Source organism: Ferdinandcohnia jepli (genome assembly GCF_047246645.1).
GTDB lineage: Bacteria > Bacillota > Bacilli > Bacillales > Bacillaceae_L > Ferdinandcohnia.
Window position 1 is genome coordinate 128,909 of record NZ_JBFOKR010000001.1, and the last position, 18,020, is coordinate 146,928.

General features: G+C 38.6%; 16 protein-coding genes. 12 read left to right on the forward strand and 4 right to left on the reverse strand.

Annotation, left to right across the window (positions count from 1 at the left end; translation table 11 throughout):
• Nucleotides 1-59: 59 nt before the first annotated feature.
• From dsdA to AB3M96_RS00735, 4 genes are all read left to right on the forward strand, one after another.
• On the forward strand, nucleotides 60-1,358 hold the full coding sequence (gene dsdA / locus AB3M96_RS00720) for a D-serine ammonia-lyase (protein ID WP_412965633.1): 1,299 nt from the start codon (nucleotides 60-62) through the stop codon (nucleotides 1,356-1,358).
• 87 nt (nucleotides 1,359-1,445) lie between these two features.
• The gene (locus AB3M96_RS00725) at nucleotides 1,446-1,733 is read left to right on the forward strand and encodes a YhdT family protein (protein ID WP_412965634.1); all 288 of its coding nucleotides are present in this window, start codon (nucleotides 1,446-1,448) and stop codon (nucleotides 1,731-1,733) included.
• Entirely contained in the window at nucleotides 1,730-3,190 is a 1,461-nt protein-coding gene (panF, locus tag AB3M96_RS00730; protein ID WP_412965635.1) for a sodium/pantothenate symporter, read from the forward strand. Before AB3M96_RS00725 ends, panF begins: the two co-directional genes overlap by 4 nt.
• Nucleotides 3,191-3,203: 13 nt before the next feature.
• The gene (locus AB3M96_RS00735; protein WP_412965636.1) at nucleotides 3,204-3,809 is read left to right on the forward strand and encodes a HEAT repeat domain-containing protein; all 606 of its coding nucleotides are present in this window, start codon (nucleotides 3,204-3,206) and stop codon (nucleotides 3,807-3,809) included.
• Between the two features lie 295 nt (nucleotides 3,810-4,104).
• Here the strand turns inward: AB3M96_RS00735 and AB3M96_RS00740 are convergent, their stop codons facing one another.
• Complete coding sequence (locus AB3M96_RS00740) at nucleotides 4,105-5,112, reverse strand: nuclease-related domain-containing protein (protein ID WP_412965637.1); 1,008 nt, start codon at nucleotides 5,110-5,112, stop codon at nucleotides 4,105-4,107.
• Between the two features lie 890 nt (nucleotides 5,113-6,002).
• Here AB3M96_RS00740 and AB3M96_RS00745 point away from each other — a divergent pair.
• Nucleotides 6,003-7,157, forward strand: coding sequence for a glycerate kinase (locus tag AB3M96_RS00745; RefSeq protein ID WP_412965638.1), 1,155 nt, complete (start codon nucleotides 6,003-6,005; stop codon nucleotides 7,155-7,157).
• Nucleotides 7,158-7,205: 48 nt separating this feature from the next.
• On the opposite strand, the gene AB3M96_RS00750 is transcribed toward AB3M96_RS00745, so the two are convergent.
• Together AB3M96_RS00750 and AB3M96_RS00755 are read right to left on the reverse strand one after the other, a co-directional pair.
• The gene (locus AB3M96_RS00750) at nucleotides 7,206-7,337 is read right to left on the reverse strand and encodes a hypothetical protein (protein ID WP_412965639.1); all 132 of its coding nucleotides are present in this window, start codon (nucleotides 7,335-7,337) and stop codon (nucleotides 7,206-7,208) included.
• Nucleotides 7,338-7,394: 57 nt separating this feature from the next.
• On the reverse strand, nucleotides 7,395-8,093 hold the full coding sequence (locus AB3M96_RS00755; RefSeq protein WP_412965640.1) for a YetF domain-containing protein: 699 nt from the start codon (nucleotides 8,091-8,093) through the stop codon (nucleotides 7,395-7,397).
• 159 nt (nucleotides 8,094-8,252) lie between these two features.
• Between AB3M96_RS00755 and AB3M96_RS00760 the strand changes: the two genes are divergently transcribed.
• Nucleotides 8,253-8,897 carry an SDR family oxidoreductase gene (locus tag AB3M96_RS00760; protein ID WP_412965641.1) on the forward strand — a complete coding sequence of 215 codons (645 nt, stop codon included), beginning with the start codon at nucleotides 8,253-8,255 and terminating at the stop codon, nucleotides 8,895-8,897.
• 252 nt (nucleotides 8,898-9,149) lie between these two features.
• The gene (locus AB3M96_RS00765) at nucleotides 9,150-10,382 is read left to right on the forward strand and encodes a Bcr/CflA family efflux MFS transporter (RefSeq protein ID WP_412965642.1); all 1,233 of its coding nucleotides are present in this window, start codon (nucleotides 9,150-9,152) and stop codon (nucleotides 10,380-10,382) included.
• 438 nt (nucleotides 10,383-10,820) lie between these two features.
• On the opposite strand, the gene AB3M96_RS00770 is transcribed toward AB3M96_RS00765, so the two are convergent.
• Nucleotides 10,821-11,804, reverse strand: a complete 984-nt coding sequence (locus tag AB3M96_RS00770; RefSeq protein ID WP_412965643.1) for a Gfo/Idh/MocA family protein — start codon at nucleotides 11,802-11,804, stop codon at nucleotides 10,821-10,823.
• Nucleotides 11,805-11,922: 118 nt separating this feature from the next.
• Here AB3M96_RS00770 and AB3M96_RS00775 point away from each other — a divergent pair, with 118 nt between their 5' ends.
• The 5 genes from AB3M96_RS00775 (at nucleotide 11,923) to AB3M96_RS00795 (ending at nucleotide 17,904) form a co-directional block, all read left to right on the forward strand.
• Nucleotides 11,923-13,212, forward strand: coding sequence for a purine/pyrimidine permease (locus AB3M96_RS00775; RefSeq protein WP_412965644.1), 1,290 nt, complete (start codon nucleotides 11,923-11,925; stop codon nucleotides 13,210-13,212).
• Nucleotides 13,213-13,343: 131 nt separating this feature from the next.
• Entirely contained in the window at nucleotides 13,344-14,147 is an 804-nt protein-coding gene (locus tag AB3M96_RS00780) for an ABC transporter permease (protein ID WP_412965645.1), read from the forward strand.
• Nucleotides 14,148-14,150: 3 nt separating this feature from the next.
• Nucleotides 14,151-14,960, forward strand: coding sequence for an ABC transporter permease (locus AB3M96_RS00785; protein WP_412965646.1), 810 nt, complete (start codon nucleotides 14,151-14,153; stop codon nucleotides 14,958-14,960).
• 122 nt (nucleotides 14,961-15,082) lie between these two features.
• Nucleotides 15,083-16,093, forward strand: a complete 1,011-nt coding sequence (locus AB3M96_RS00790; RefSeq protein WP_412965647.1) for an ABC transporter ATP-binding protein — start codon at nucleotides 15,083-15,085, stop codon at nucleotides 16,091-16,093.
• 26 nt (nucleotides 16,094-16,119) lie between these two features.
• Entirely contained in the window at nucleotides 16,120-17,904 is a 1,785-nt protein-coding gene (locus AB3M96_RS00795; RefSeq protein WP_412965648.1) for a S9 family peptidase, read from the forward strand.
• The last annotated feature ends 116 nt before the right edge of the window (nucleotides 17,905-18,020 follow it).

Below are 18,020 nucleotides of genomic sequence, written 5' to 3' on the forward strand. Positions count from 1 at the left end.
ATCTTACTGTTTGCATTAAAATGGAAATATATTCTTTGTCAGAGGGGAGGAAATTGTAGTTGAAAAAGTTAAAAGATGTACTAAAGCAATACCCAATTTTACAGGAGGTCATTAGGCAGCAACCGGAGTTTTGGAAGAATCCAGATTATTTTTCTACACCATGTTTCCCTGTTAATGGTATAGAGGAAGAAATAATTGATGTGGCAGCAGGTAGGTTTAACAGGTCTAAGGATCTCATCCATTCAGCCTTTCCCGAGACATCTAACGGAGAGATCGTTTCTCCAATTACCGAAATTCCTCATATGAAGGTTTTACTTGAAAGACAATATCAAACTGAGATAAATGGACGTTTGTTATTAAAAAGGGATGACTTGTTACCTGTAGCTGGTTCAATTAAAGCTCGCGGCGGCTTTCATGAAGTACTTGCATTTGCTGAAAAGCTTGGAATAGAAAATGGACTTCTAAAACCCAATGATGAAAAAAATACAATACTACTATCAGAAGAAGCAAAGGCGCTTTTTCAAAAGTATACGATCTCTGTGGGATCGACAGGTAACCTAGGTCTGAGCATTGGAATGATAGGTGCGAAACTCGGGTTTAAGGTTGTAGTCCATATGTCTGCGGATGCAAAGGAATGGAAGAAGGAACTACTCAAAAAGCATGGAGTAAAAGTTGTTGAACACCAATCTGATTATTCAGTAGCGGTAGAAAAGGCAAGAGAAGAGGCTGCAAGGGATAAATTTACATACTTTGTTGATGATGAAAATTCCAATCTCTTATTTGCTGGATATTCGCATGCAGCTCAAGAGGTTAGAGAACAGCTTGATTCTTTAGGTATACCCATTTCTAAGGAACAACCACTTTTTGTGTATATTCCTTGTGGAGTTGGAGGGGGACCTGGAGGTGTTACGTTTGGATTGAAACGGGTATTTGGTGAACATGTACACTGTTTCTTTGCAGAACCAATTCAATCACCATGTATGTTAGTAGGGCTTGTTACAAAAATGCATCAAAATGTATCAGTTGAGGACTTCAACCTTACCAACCAGACAGAAGCAGATGGACTCGCTGTTGGAAGACCATCTGGGTTTGTTGGTAAACTTATGGAGCAGCTTTTAAATGGTATCTATACAATAAAGGATGAAGAATTGCTTAGATTACTTTCACTTTTATACGATAGCGAAAATATATTTCTTGAGCCTTCCGCTCTAGCAGGTATGAAGGGTCCAGTATTAATGGATTACTACACCCCATTTAAGGAAGCAAAAAAAGCGATTCATTTAGTGTGGGGAACAGGGGGAAGTCTTGTCCCAGAGCAGTTGAGACAGCAGCTAATTAAAAGAGGTAGAATAGTGTAAAGATAAGGTTTATTTTCTTTGGAGGAGTTTTTTGGTAGGATGGAGAATAGAAAATACACGTCTCAATTTTAGCAAGGAGAAGTAGTAATGAACAAAGGAAAAAATAGTGGTGATCCACGATACAAGGTTTCCAATAAAGAGGCTTTGTATGGAATTGGGCTAGCTTTATTTAATTTTCTATGGTGGTTTGGATTTGCTTATGGTTTAGGGTCTAAGCCTGTCGAAGAGTATACATATATTTTAGGATTGCCTAGCTGGTTCTTTTACAGTTGTGTTTTAGGATTTATCGTCGTAGTTGTTCTAGTAATCATCCTAGTTAAAGGTATCTTTAAGGAAGTTCCTTTTGATGATGAGGAAGGGAGAGACTCTGTATGAATTGGGAAGTTGTCACCCCTTTACTTATCTTTTTAATTGTTATTTTCGTTGTTGGTTTATATGCTTCAAAACATGTGCAAACAACAACAGGGTTTCTTCAAGAATACTTCCTTGGAAGTCGTGAGTTAGGTGGCTTTGTGCTTGCGATGACGATGGTGGCAACCTACGGAAGTGCAAGTAGTTTTATTGGAGGACCTGGAGCAGCTTATAATATCGGCCTTGGTTGGGTATTGCTCTCTATGATCCAGGTAGTGACTGGTTATTTTGTACTAGCTGTTTTAGGAAAGAAGTTTGCAATCGTTTCTCGTAAAATTCAAGCAGTAACACTCATAGACTTTTTAAAGGAACGATACAACTGTAAATGGGTTGTGCTTCTCTCGGCAGGCAGTATCATCGTATTTTTATTTTCGGCTATGGCTGCCCAATGGGTAGGGGGAGGTCGACTTATTGAGTCGTTAACTGGACTCTCGTATACTACTGCTTTATTTATTTTTGCAGCTTCTGTCATGGTGTATGTGGTAATAGGCGGATTTAGGGCTGTTGCGCTTACTGATAGTATTCAAGGAATTATTATGTTTATTGGAACTTTGATTATCCTAATTGGAACCATTATTGCTGGTGGCGGAATACCAAATATTATGCAGGAATTAGTCGCGGAAAATCCGAATTTGGTTTCTCCGTATGGGCCTGATCGCTCTCTTACGTCGGCGTATGTTTCGTCTTTTTGGATACTAGTAGGGGTCGGCGTTATTGGTTTACCACAGGTGGCTGTTCGGGCAATGTCGTACAAGCATGCAAAAGCCATGCATCGTGCGATGATCATAGGAACGATAGTTGTTGGATTCATCATGCTTGGCATGCATCTTTCAGGTGTATTTGCAAGGGTTGTTATACCAGGAGTTGAAGTCGCAGACACAGTTATGCCTCTACTTGCGATGGAAGTTCTCCCGCCATGGCTGGCAGGAGTTGTTCTGGCAGCTCCAATGGCTGCAATCATGTCAACCGTAGATTCTTTATTATTATTAGTCAGTTCTACAGTAGTAAAAGATGTATATTTAAATTACATTAAACCTGATGCTTCAGATAAAGTGGTGAAAAAACTAAGTATTACAGTTACTGCGGTGATTGGTATTTTAGTCTTTTTTATGGCAGTTAATCCACCTGACTTATTAATTTGGCTAAATTTATTTGCCTTTGGTGGACTTGAAGCTGCTTTTATCTGGCCAATCGTCCTAGGTTTATATTGGAAACATGGTAATAAGTACGGTGCAGTTGCGTCTATTATAATTGGTGTAGGAAGTTATATCCTTATTCATACATTCTCACCTGAACCATTTGGTATGCATTCGGTTGTATTTCCTGTGCTACTATCACTCGTTGCATTTGTGTTAGGAAGTTTGCTTGTTAAGGAAAAAGACGAATTACATCTAAAAAACATCGATGCAAAATTCTCGTAAGTAGGTGTATAAGGTGAAACTTATCACTGGATTATCTTCACAGTTAGGAGAAAAGACAGAAGAAGGCAACCGTAGAGTAGCGAATGCCTGTATTACAAATCCTGAATTGTTACAAGAAATTGCCGATTCTTTATCAAGCGAAAATGCTGCTCTCGTGGGAGACTGTGCAGAAGTACTTACTAAGGTAGCCGAGGTGAAGCCTAAGATTGTTTTACCGTTTGCTGGTCGGCTTTTGCCCTTGTTATCACATAAAACTACCAGAGTACGGTGGGAAGCCATGCATGCTTTAGCGCTGCTTGCTTTTCACATTCCAGTAAAGATTCATTCATTATTACCAAAGTTAGTAGAACTGATTGAAACTGATAAAAGTACAATTGTTCGAGATTATGCAATTGAGGCACTTTGTTTCTATCCTCTTTTAAAGGGATCTTTATCTGTTTGGGAAGGAAAACACCGTGCGCGAGTGTTAAAGGGAATGCTATATGTTTGCCAATCTACATCGAAGTTCACACTTGAAATTCGAGGAATTGCTGAGGAATACATTGAAGATCATCGAGGTACTGTTAAAAAGGCGGCTAGAGCATTGGTGAAGGCGATTGATAAGGGGATTGTAAGATGAAAGATGCTGACTTGATCAGCATCTTTTTTTCATTATGGAAGGGTGGGTAAGATTGTCCTTTTGGTTAAGAAATATGTCCCACTCGTCAAGAGATATGTCCCGTGCGTTTATAAATATGTCCAATTCATCCAGGGATATGTCCCGTGCGTTTAGATATATGTCCCATTCATCTAGCGATATGTCCCGTGCGTTTAGATATATGTCCCATTCATCTAGCGATTTGTCCAGTCCATTAAGAAATATGTCCCAACCAACCGGAAATATATCCTCAAGTACAAAGATTAACCTTACATCGCTAGGTATTCTTTGTATCAATCATAGATAAATAAGATTGAATAGAAAAAGGATAATATAGACGGCCTTTATTCTCACCTGTGAAATGTAATCCGGATGAGGTTAATAATCTATGCATGGATTTCCTATTATCATGACGGAGAAATTCTCTAGCCTGCTTATTTGTTATGGTTGGATTAACTATTACAAAGTAATCAAGAAGAGATAAATTGTGTGCGTTAGTTGAAAAACACTTACAGCGTGGACAATACCACCTTCCATAAGTTCTTTGTAAAGGGATGAAACTACATGTTAGACAAGCAACACCCTTTATAATTTCTTTCTTTTTTAATCCATAGATAGATAAGGGATCTTTAGGTCGGAAGGGCAAATGGGATTGGCAAAGTTCTTCACTTAATTGATTAAGTGTGTTTGTGTCTAACACAGGTTTGATATACTTACCTTCGAAGTTACTAATTTTGCTTTTAAGGTGATCGAAGTGAAGTACTTTTTGATAGATACTCTCACTACCTGGTAGAGCTTTAATTAGAGTTGAGGGCTCACTTATTCCGACAACATATTCAACTGGCAGATTAAAGATATTGTTGGAATGTAACCAGTTGATAAAAAGTTCTCGATGTTCAGAAGCTTGTGAAATAGGGTTTTTAAAGCCTGATTCTTCATTGTTATAAGTACGTGTGAATTGGTTGGATTTTGTATCAAATGTAAGGATACCAGAGAAGTTTTTGATCTCGATAATTAAGGCTAAAAATCGAGAGAGTAAGAGGGTGTCGATTTGGAAGGTTGCATGGCCAATCGTTAAACGAAGATCATGAAAGACCATGTAATACTGTTTATTCATTCTTTGTAGATAGTAATCAATATTTTGTTCACCTTTGAAACCTTTTCGCCTGTTAAGTAAGTCTTCATTTATAACTGACAGTTTATTATGGCCATGCGTCAATCTCCTTAACAGTACTTCATCAATAATTATTCGATATGGAATAGTACGATGTTTAATTATTTTCATATATTCACTCCTTTAACACAAATATTCGATAATTCATAGGAAAATCCTTTTACTTTTACAAAATTATTTTTCAAAGTTTAGAATCTAATAAATAACCTTCATGAAAGTATGTCTGCAAATAAGGATTTCTTGTTTATTCAAGGAAATGTCCCGCGAAAACGAATAAATGTCCCATTCTCCGATGATATGTCCCTCGCAAACAAATAAATGTCCCGTTCGTTCGAGGAAATGTCCCGCGAATACGAATAAATGTCCCATTCGTTCGAGGAAATGTCCCTCGAAAACAAATAAATGTCCCGTTCGTTTGAGGAAATGTCCCGCGAGTACGGATAAATGTCCCATTCGTTTGAGGAAATGTCCCGCGAATACGAATAAATGTCCCGTTCGTTCGAGGAAATGTCCCGCGAGTACGAATAAATGTCCCGTTCGTTCGAGGAAATGTCCCGCGAGTACGAATAAATGTCCCATTCTCTGATGATATGTCCCGTGCCAACGAATAAATGTCCCATTCGTTCAAGGAAATGTCCCGCGAATACGAATAAATGTCCCATCTCTGATGATATGTCCCTCGCAAACAAATAAATTTCCCGTTCATTCGAGGAAATGTCCCGCGAGTACGAATAAATGTCCCATTCTCCGATGATATGTCCCGTGCCAACAAATAAATGTCCCGTTCACCGAAATTTATGTCCCGCGCCCACATATAAATCTCCCATTCTCCGAAGTCCATCCAACTACAGATTTGCTTTTGTGCTCAGTAACATATTCAGCAACTGTATATCTCAGAGCATACAAACAAAAATGATCCTCTATACACAACCACAAAGCAGGAAAACCAAAAACAGCCATAGAACTATACAATATGACTTCAAAAAGTGAGGAGCCCAGACATGAAGGTTCTAATTGCTATTGATTCTTTTAAAGGAAGCGTGTCATCAATAGAAGGTAGTCAAGCGATAGCTGAAGGAGTAAAGGAAGTATACCCTAATTCCGAGATAATACGTTTACCGCTTGCCGATGGTGGGGAAGGTACGGTAGATGCGTTAGTGCAAGCAACTGATGGAACCAAAATAGATGTAGAGGTTACAGGTCCTCTGCAAGATAAAGTAATCGCAACCTACGGAATAACAGGCGATCGCAAAACAGCAGTGATAGAAGTGGCTTCTGCATGTGGACTTACACTTGTACCTGTAGAGAAACGAAATCCTTTAGAAACTACGTCTTATGGCGTCGGAGAATTAATTTTAGATGCAATCCATAGAGGCTGTAGAGAGTTTATTATCGGGTTGGGCGGAAGTGCTACAAATGACGCAGGGATAGGTATGTTACAAGCGTTAGGCATTCAATTTTTAGATAAGAACGGTAAACAGGTAGGTCTAGGTGGTCAGATTCTCCAAACTATAGAAAAAATAGAAATAGAAAGTCTTAATACCTCTATACAAAATTGTACTTTTCGAATCGCCTGTGATGTAACAAATCCACTTTGTGGACCAAATGGAGCAGCATACGTATATGGTCCTCAAAAGGGTGCTACTTCAAAAACGATAGAAGAGCTTGATAATGGGTTAAAGCATTTTGCTGAGGTTGTAAAAACGAGTATGAATCAAGACATAAATAGTATCCCAGGAGCTGGTGCGGCAGGTGGATTAGGAGCAGCATTCTTTGGTTTCTTAGATGGAACCCTTCAATCAGGAGTAGAAATAGTCCTTGATGCTATACAAATGGAAAAGCATATGGAAGGAGCAGATTTTGTAATTACTGGTGAGGGGAGGTTAGATGGACAAACTTCAATGGGAAAGGCACCGATTGGTGTTTCAAAACTGGCGCGTAATAAAAATATCCCTGTAATAGCGCTAGCAGGTTCAACAACTTATGATACATCTATACTACATGAATATGGAATCACTTCATGTTTTTCAATTACAAACGAACCAATGTCTCTTGAAAAAGCTATGCAGCCTGAAATAGCTCAAGCAAACCTTCAAACAACAACGTCACAGATTTTCCGTTTAATAAAGGCCACAAGAAATAAAGAGGAAGAATAAAGAAACTGCCTGGCAACCAGGCAGTTTCTAATGCGATATACAAAGCCTTTACTTCGACTTATTGCGATTCTTGGCTTCTTCCATAATTTCCTCTGTTTGTTTGTCATTAGGCATTCCGTAATGCTTATTTGTAAGTTTTCCTGTATCGAGTGGTTGTTGCATTGATTCATGTTTGTTCATGACTGTTCCTCCAAATCCTTTTTATGTAGATAGTTAGTATTAGCAAATATGTTTTATTTAATGAAAAATATTTTCTTTACGATCTATAAAGAGAGAACCATCTTGTTGTACTTCAGCGTACATGACAGTGTCAATAGACTCTATCCCAGCTTCTTGAAGTTGTTTGGTTAACCACTCTTGGTCGAGATTGAGTTTAGATAGATTTTTTGTCAACACTTTACCATCCGAGACAATTTCAGTTGGTAGAGGATAAACTTTTTGACTACCACTAAGTATATTCATATCTTTTTTAGTTACTGGTAGTTTTTCTTCCTTAAGCATTACCGATAATTTTCCATCAGTCTCTAGAATTGCGTAATTCACATCGGTCATGGAAAAAATATTTTTCTGTCGTAGCATGGCTGTTAAAGAATCAAGATCAAGACGCAATTTCCTGAGTGATTTCTCTACGATCTTTCCATCCTTTATTACTATCTGAGGAGTTCCAGTTGTAATTTTTCTCGCCTTTTTCGATTTAATATCAATTATATCCATCGCCAATGTAAAAATCGTCCAACCGATGAGTGCTAAAACTCCATTCCGTATACTTAAGTTTTGATTAACTACAAGGTTTGCTGCAATAGAGCCAATTGCAATTGCAGATACAAAATTAAAAAATGTCATTTGACTAATTTCTTTTCTTCCCATAATTCGAGCGAGTGAAAATAAAACAATAAATCCAAGTGCTACTCGTATAGCTAGCTCAAGAATATCCATTGTAAACATTCCCTTTTTAAGTTTTCTATAGTGTTTGTTATCTAAATTTATATATTCTATTTAGTAGGGAGTTATTGAAAGTAAACCACAAGCACACCATTTGCTATATGGTCTTAGAATTGACATAATAAAGGAAATTCAAGGAAAGGGGCTAGGTACATGAAGGTATGTGTTGTTGGTGCAAATGGACAAATCGGAAAGTTATTAATAGACCAACTCGTTGAAAGTGGTGTGCACACTCCGAGAGCAATGGTACGGAAGCAGGGGCAGTTAGCATATTTTGATGATAAAGGTGTCGAGACCGTGGTGGCAAGTATAGCTGCCGGAGTTGAGCAGATTGTTGAAGCAATAAATGGTTGTGATGCAATTGTCTTTACAGCTGGTTCGGGTGGTCATACAGGGGCTGACCAAACTCTTTTGATCGACCTTGATGGTGCGGTTAAAACAATTGAAGCAGCTGAAACGGCTGGGATAAAACGATTTGTTATGGTTAGTGCCTTAGGAGCCCATAAGCGAGAAAATTGGAACGAAGCAATTCGACCTTATTACGTTGCAAAGCATTATGCAGATAAAATGCTCGCTTTAAGTGAATTAACGTATACCATCATTCGTCCAGGTGGCCTTTTAAACGAGGATGGCACTGGAAAAGTTACAATAGGAGAAGAACTGGTGAGAGGCTCAATCCCTCGGACTGATGTAGCGAAGACTATTGTAGCTGCTCTAACAGAACAAAATACATTCTATCGTTCCTTTGACCTTGTGAGTGGTGACATACCAATTTCAGATGCATTGAAGAATTTTTAAAAAATAAGCTGCTAACTTCAAACGGAGTTAACAGCTTGTTTTGGATTTAAAGTATATTAAACTCGTCAAAAAGAAGTACTCAAAAAAATATTTTTCACAAAGTGTTCGTTCTGTTATTGCAACAAAGAAAACGCTTTACTTATTTCAGTGAATAAAAACGAAATATTATATATATGGTAAAATAAATCCACTACATAGCAACCTATAAAATATGGATAAAAGAAAACAGGGACATGGAAGGAAAGGTGACCTATGCTTAAAAACCCAACAGGAAAAGAGCGGATTGCTCTTGCCTTTCTATTGAGCATGCTCGGTATATTAGGGCCGTTTAATATTGATATGTATTTACCGAGTTTCCCGGAAATCGGAGAGGACCTAGGAGCAAGTGCCTCATTAGTTCAGCTAAGTTTGACAGCCTGCTTAGTAGGTCTTGCAATCGGTCAATTAATCATTGGGCCCATTAGTGATTCGCAAGGTAGAAAAAAACCAATCGTAATATCTATTAGTCTATTTGCAATTGCATCACTTCTTTGCGCTCTCGCACCTAATATTACGACATTATTGGTTGCTCGGTTTTTACAAGGATTAACCGCATCAGCGGGGATTGTTTTATCCCGTGCTGTTGTAAGAGATGTATTTAGTGGAAGAGAGTTGACAAAGTTTTTTGCGTTGTTAATGGTTATTAACTCAACAGCACCAATGATTGCACCGATGACTGGTGGGGCAATCCTATTGCTTCCATTTGCAGATTGGCATACGTTATTCTTCTTTTTAACGCTACTAGGCTTTTTAATCGTTACTGTTATAGGAATCCGACTGAAAGAAACACTCCCACCAGAGAAGAGGAGTCCGAGTTCAATCAAACATACAGTTCGCACAATGGGAAGTCTTGTTAAGGATCGATCATTCATAGGCTACGCACTCATTGTTGGATTTGTACACGGTGGCAGTTTTGCCTATGTTTCCGGGACTCCATTTGTTTATCAAGGGATTTATGACGTTTCACCACAGGTGTTTAGTGTTTTGTTTGGAATAAATGGGCTGGCGATTATTACAGGAAGTTTTCTAGTAGGTAGACTTGGAGATAAGTTTCACGAACGAAAGCTGTTACGAGTCGCGGTGATTGCTTCAAACTGTGCAACTTTATTGCTTCTTACGATGACGATTATCCAAGGGCCGCTTGCTATGATTGTGATCCCCATCTTTTTTTACATGATGTCAATGGGAATGATTCTAACAAGTTCTTTTGCCTTGGCGATGGAGCATCAAGGCCATCGTGCTGGTAGTGCTAGTGCTGTCCTGGGAATGCTGCCTCTTATTATCGGCTCAATGGTAGCACCTCTTGTAGGAATTAATGAAACGACAGCAGTTCCGTTAGGGGTTATTTTATCAAGTACCTCGCTTCTTGGTACAGTTCTTTTCTTTACATTAACAAAGCCATCAAAACAGGTAACGCATGAAGTGAAATTGCAAATGGAGGCTTAGATGCCAACTGAAAAAAGATGCTACTCATAAGGAGTTAGCATCTTTTTATATGAGATAAGAAAGTATTTAACTTAGTTTTGCTGTCTAGCTCCAGCGCCTAGCCAGTTTTCCTACCTGAATAAACTTCCTCGAGTATCTTGCGCAAAAGCTATGCTTTTAAGCAGCTCGAGGTCGCTTCACCCTTCCTGCGGCGGCAACACTAAGGAATGCTTCGTGAGGATAATCCTCGCAGGAAAGAAGCTTTGCTTTTTTTCGAGCCTCCTCGTCAGGGTTCCGACGCACAGGACGTGCTAGTACCGACGTTGCCACAGGACGTGGCAACATTAGTCGGCCAGCGCTTGTCGGACTTGCACAGGATGTGCTGACATCGGCGTTCGCCACAGGACGTGGCGGCATTTAGTCGATGTTCCTCTACCAAGGCGCATGCGCTTTTCTTATTTATTTATCCGCAGGGTATACCAACCCCATCTGCCTGCGTGCTTCATCTAAGACGTCCATAACTGCTAATGAGTTTTCATATGAATTAATACTAGATTCATACGTTTCACTTTGTAGTAGTTCAATAAATTCCTTTGCCTCATAGTACATCGAATCATGGTCAAGTGGTTGTGAGATGTCTTCAACTCTACCATCTCTGTAATGAATCTCTACTTTTTCAGGTGAGCTTATTTTATCAATTAATATGCTGCCTTCTTCACCTTGGATTTCGGATTGAATATAGGAATTTGTTATTTTAGAGTAGATGACTGTTCCTTCAAGGTCTTCATAATGTGCAAGAATACTACCTTCACCATCAACGCCAGATTCAAGCATTAAACCACTGGCTTTTACCTTTTGAGGACGACCAAACAACTGAATCATCGGATACACACAGTAAATGCCTATATCCATAAGTGAGCCGTTTGAAAAAGCTGGATTAAATGCATTCAAAACAGTTCCGTTTTTATAAGCGTCATATCTGGAAGAATACTGACAATAGCTTGCGAAATAACGCCGAACTTTCCCAATTTTATATAGGTTTTCACGAATACTCCTGTATGATGGGAGAAATCCTGATTTTAAAGCTTCCATTAGTAACACATTGTTTTTCTTCGCAACTGAGATCATTTCTTGCAACTCTGATGTATTAGATGCAATTGGTTTTTCACATAGAACATGCTTGCCATGATTCATTAGTATAATCGCGTGAGTAGAATGAAAAGAGTTTGGACTTGCTATGTAGACAGCATCAATTTCATTACTTTTTCCCATTTCTTCAACTGAGGTAAAAGTGAGTGTAGCACCGTGTTTTTCTGCAAACTCTTTTGCTCGATCCTCAGTTCTTGAATATACCGCGGTTAGCTTGAAATCTTTTATTTCAGATGCTGCTTGTAAAAATGCTTCCGTAATCCAATTTGTTCCAATAACTCCAAAACGAATCATATGTATTCCCTCCAACTAGTAAACATATTTTTATTATAACAGTACTTAGTCGCTTACACGAAAATGAAATGCGTTATGCTACAATTAGTACGGAAATGAGTGTAAGGATGCGATTTTTATGAAACTATTTTTTAGTGCATTGCAATGGTTAGCATTTATTGTAGCGAGCTCAATTGTGGCTCCAATAGCTATTGCTAGTATATATGGAATGGATCTTGTGGAAACTGCAGGGTTTGTTCAACGAACTTTTCTCGTGTTAGGGTTATCCAGTTTGCTTCAAGTATATTTTGGTCATCGGTTACCGATAAACGAAGGGCCTGCCGGTCTATGGTGGGGAGTTTTTATCATTTATGCGGGCTTAGGTCCAACTCTTTATGGTTCAGGGGAAGAGACACTCCGTGCAATTCAGTCGGGTATTCTTATAAGTGGAATCCTTTTTATGATATTGAGCGTTTTCGGCATTATTGACCGCATATCAAAACTATTTACACCAGTTGTGACAGGTGTTTATTTAATCTTGTTGGTTTCGCAGTTGAGCGGGTCTTTTTTAAAGGGAATATTAGGGATTGGCTATCGTGGAAAATACACGGTGGATTTAAAAATTCTAGGTATTTGTGTAGTTCTGATTATCTTTTCATTTGTATTTTCGAAAAAGGGACCAAGAGCTTTAAAGCAATATTCAGTTCTATTTAGTTTAGCGCTTGGTTGGGGAATATTTGCTTTGTTTGGTCTAACAGATCCGATTCAGGTACCTTCAGCACATATAATTTCAGTTCCTGAATCTTTCGCTTTTGGCTTACCAACTTTTGATACAGGTATGGTTGCAACATCTGTCTTAGTAACATTGCTTTTATTAACTAATTTAATTGCAAGTATTCGAGTAGTAGAACAAGTCCTGAAAGCTCAAGAAGTTCCTGTCGAGAAGACCAGATATCGTCCTGCAGGGTTTATAGCGGGTATCAACCAGCTCTTAGCTGGGTTATTTTCTGCCGTTGCGAGTGTGCCGATTTCAGGAGCTGCGGGTTTTATTGCAACTACAAAAATTACTTCTCGTCTTCCATTTATTTTAGGAAGTATATTTTTAATTTCCATTAGTTTTTTTCCTCATGTGATGATCTTTGTTTCAGCACTTCCAACACCTGTAGGATATGCTACTGTATTCATTATTTTTGCAAACTTAATGGTCCCGGCTTTTCAGGAGTTTGATTTGATTGAGAATAAAAGCTCTTCAAGATTAATAATCGCTTTCTCTTTATTTGTTGGAATCGGTGCAATGTTTGTGTCTGCGGAAGCTTTTGAACAAATATCACCAATTGTAGCGTCTATATTAAATAATGGGCTAATTCTTGGAACAGTAGTTTCTATCTTTATTGAACAATTGGCAATCCGATTTGAAAAATTAGGTTAAGAGGTTATTAATAGATACTATCTAGTCGGTTACTAGAAATTATGCTACTATATAGAAAACTCGGAAATGGCTGACTTCTAGCTAGGTGAGAGGTTGGCCTTTCGTATTACCAAATAGTCAGAGGTGAACAGATGGATTCAGTACGAATGTATTTGACCTTTACAAGAAAAGCGTTTTTAAGGTCAGCAGCCTATCGCTTTGATGTGTGGACCCGGCTAATCTCTAACATTATTTTTCTATTAATGTGGATGTCTATCTGGTTTGCACTCTACGGCGGAAAAGAAGAGGCGCAAGGTATTACACTTACCGCGATGCTTACATATGTAGTAGTTAGCCAGTTTCTTAGTGCGGTCAATGGGGCAGGTACACCACTTTGGGAGCTGCAGGAAAAGGTGCGAACAGGGGATATAGCACTTGAGTTAATGAGGCCGTTTGACGTACCATTACGCTATTTATTTGCCGACTTTGGCAGTGTCGCGTTTTATATGCTAACAGCACTTGTCCCATTATATGTTGTGTTGTTTTTCTTTGTAGACTTAACGTTACCAACTTCGTGGACTACCTGGTTATTGTTTATTGTGTCAGGATTTTTAGGATTCCTGATCAGATATTGCATTGAATTAACCTTTGGTTTATTTACATTTTGGTTAATCGAAACAGGTGGAATTGAGGATATCTTCTATTTTTCATTGTCACTTTTATCTGGTTCTGTTATCCCGCTATGGTTTTTTCCAGGTTGGTTGCAAACGTTTGCTACGTATCTACCGTTCCAAGGTATCTATTTCATACCAAATGCTATTTTTATTGAGGAGATATCAGGTAGTGAAATTCTCACTTCATTAGGCATCCAGGTTTTCTGGGTTATTATCACTTATGGCATCCTTCGTTTTGTATGGCATAAGGCATCTAGTAAAGTCGTAGTGCAGGGAGGGTGAAGAATGAAAAGAATAGTAGATTACATTCAATTATATTTTCGCCTTGTTTCTGCAGGAGTTCGTGCTCAAATGCAATATCGCTTTGCGTTTATTATGAGAATTGTAGGTATGGTTGCAGCCTATACAGGAACTGCGGTAACAATGTGGGTCATGCTTTATCAATTTAAGGAATTGGGAATGTGGAACTTCTATGAACTTCTCTTTCTCTTTGCTCTGGCAGTTTTATCGTGGGGGTTTTGTATCATCCTGTTTTTCCATTTTCGTAGTTTAGATACATATATTGTGAATGGCACCTTTGACAGATTTCTAGTACGCCCTATTAATCCATTCTTTCATTTCATGGCAATGAAGTTTGATATAGGTGCTGCAGGGCAATTTATTTTTAGTATCGGTATTTTTATTTGGGTAAGCAATGCTCTCAACATTCAATGGCAGATTAGTAATATACTGTTTTTACTGGGGGCTATCATTGGGGGAGTATTAATCCAAGGGGGATTACTCGTATTTATCTCAGCGATTGCATTCTGGACGACAAAATCTGAACGTTTTTATTGGGTGGTCATGTATCCTGCTCGAAATCTAACAAACTATCCACTCAATATTTATCCGAAAATGGTCCAATGGGTGACAGCGTTTGTTGTGCCATTTGGGTTTGTAAACTACTTTCCGGCTTCCGTTCTATTGGATAAAGGTACTCCTCATTTTCCTTCATACATCGGTTATTTAACGCCACTTGTAGGGATTGTGTTTTTTGTTCTAGCGTATTATGTATGGATGTTAGGGTTGAGTCGATATAAAAGTGCTGGTTCGTAATATGAGTAAGTTTGTTTAAAAAAAGAAAGAATAGAATTTCAAACTTAGTCTTGATGTCTAGCTCCAGCGCTTGTCGGGGCTGACCAAGGCGCTTGCGCTTTTCTAAGAAAGGAGGAACTGTCTTGGCGATTATTGAGGTACAGAATCTACGAAAAGAATTTAAGATTGCAAAAAGGGAAACTGGGCTCATGGGAGCATTAAAAAGTGTTGTAAACCGCCAATTTGTTACAAAGGAAGCGGTTAATGATATATCTTTTTCGATTGAAAAAGGAGAGATGGTTGGATATATTGGCCCTAATGGAGCAGGAAAGTCAACAACGATCAAAATGCTAACGGGTATTCTAGTTCCATCAAGTGGTTCAATTAAGGTAAATGGCATCGTTCCCTATGAAAATCGTAAAGAAAACGCCAAAAATATTGGTGTTGTGTTTGGACAACGTACACAGTTGTGGTGGGACCTGCCGACGATTGAGTCATTTGAGCTACTTAAAGAAATTTACCGCGTCTCCGATCAAAAATACAAAGCAAATATGGCGACTTTCACTGATATATTAGGACTTGGTGAATTTTTAAATACGCCAGTTCGTCAACTTTCACTAGGGCAGCGGATGCGGGCTGATATTGCAGCTTCACTTTTACATGATCCCGATATTTTGTTTTTAGATGAACCAACAATCGGGCTAGATGTTGTGGCGAAGGAAAAAATGAGAGAATTCATTCAAGAAATTAATAAGCTTCGCAATGTTACCGTGATTTTAACAACACATGATATGGAAGATATAGAAAAGCTTTGTAAACGGATGGTATTAATTGATCACGGTCAAAAGGTGTATGACGGTGACATAGCAGCGGTAAAATCCAGGTATGGGAAAATGCGTACTCTAGTTGTTGATGTTGAGGATAACGGGGTAGCTTTACAAGTGACGAATGGAGAGCTTTTCAAAGAGGAAGGCAATCGGAAATGGATTCGTTTCAATCGCGATGAACATTCTGCTTCTGACCTTATTTCACAGCTTACAAAAACTCACAATATTACAGACCTTACCGTTGAAGAGCCTGAAATTGAATCGATTATAAGTCGCATTTATCAAGAAGGTTTTTCAAAGGAAGACCATGTTCCATTAAACGTATAAAAATAGAGGTATAAAGGGGATTCGTTATGCTATCATTTCCAAAAGCAAGTATTGAAAGTTATTTTCGCACATTAAATATTACAGATTTTGATGTCAGTCCTTCAGAAGAAGAGATTGCCTTTTCAACGAACTTAAATGGGTATTACAATCTATGGGGTATGAAGCTCAATTCTATGTATCCCTATCAGTTAACAACAGTCAATCAAACGATCTCATTCGTAAAATATGAGCCAAATGGAAACTTCTTAGTAGTTGGGCATGACATTGACGGTGATGAAAATAATCGTATTTTTGCGTTGCCTTCAACGGGTGGTGAAACAACGCCATTACTCGAACAGGATGAAGAAAAGTTTTACTTCGGTGATCTTTCAAAAGATGGTAAAACACTGTATTACATAACAAGTGTCGATAACCCGAACTTCTTAAATATTGGACGAATACAAGTTGAAAGCGGTAAGACTGAAATCTTATTAAAGGGTTATGAAGGACCAAGCTATTTATACTCTGTCAGCCCAGATGAATCATCTTTTGCCTATTCGAGAGAATTAGGGAATACAAGCTCATTTGGATATATTCTTAAAAATGACGAGCATATTCCGGTAACTCCTTCTCAGGATGTTGCACATGCGGTTCTGCAGGTGGAGTATATTGATCATGACAATGTTCTGCTTGTGACAAATTATCAAAGTGAATTTAGCTATATTGCGAAGTTCCAAATTAGTACTAGAAGCTTTGAAAAGATAGTGGAAATTGAAGGACATGAGTTAACTGAATTAACGGTAGATACGAAAAACAATAGAGTTTTCTTTGTTGCGGAACGTGGTGTTGTTGATAAGTTATACTCTTTTGGTTTAGGCAGTGGTAAGTTGGAACAAATTCAAACTCCTTTTGATATCGTAGACAAACTGGTCTTAGGTAAAAAGGGAACATTGTTTGCGTTAGGACGTTCTGCTACTTTACCAGCAAATTTATTCCGCAGTTCTGATTTAATAGAGTGGAAGCAGGTAACAGAACACCGTATTATTGGAGTTGGCAGAGAGGAATTAACGGAACCGGAAGTGCTAACGTATTCCAGCTTCGATGGACTGGAAATAGAAGCGTTGTACTTCCCTGCAAATCCAGAAACGGATAATGGACACACGATATTATGGCCGCATGGAGGTCCTCAGCATGCAGTGCGAAATAATTTTAGCCCGTTATTTCAATATTTAAGCGCTAAAGGATACCGAGTATTTGCCCCGAACTTCCGTGGTAGTACTGGATATGGAGATACATTTAAGAAAATGGTTAATAAAGACTGGGGTGGCGGTCCACGTCTTGATATCATTGCTGGGATGGATTGGCTTGACCAACAAGGTAAATCACAGTCTGATCAGTGGTTCTGTATTGGTGGAAGTTATGGAGGTTACATGACATTATTGCTTCATGGTCGTCATGCTGACCGTTTTAAGGCGTTTGTTGATATCTTTGGACCAAGTAATTTATTTACTACGATTGAAACAGCACCTGAGCACTGGAAAGCAGCTGATCGTGAATTAATCGGTGATGCTGTGATTGATCGTGAAAAATTAATTGAAGATTCACCAATGACATACATTGATTCAATGACAAAGCCAATGCTTGTAATTCAAGGGAAAAATGATCCTCGCGTAGTGAAGGTTGAATCCGATGTTATCGTTGAAGCGATGCAACAGCGTGACCAAGATGTTGAATATCTTGTCCTAGAAGATGAGGGTCATGGATTTACTAAAACATCAAATGCATTAATGGTGTATGGCAGAATGGTTGAGTTTTTGGAAAAATACATTTGATAAAAAGATACTAAACCCCTACGATTTGCGTAGGGGTTTAGTTGTATATATAAAGTTTTGCTCAAAGGAGCAAAGCCTAAGAGCGCCACGTCCTGTGGCAACGGCTTTGTTAGCAC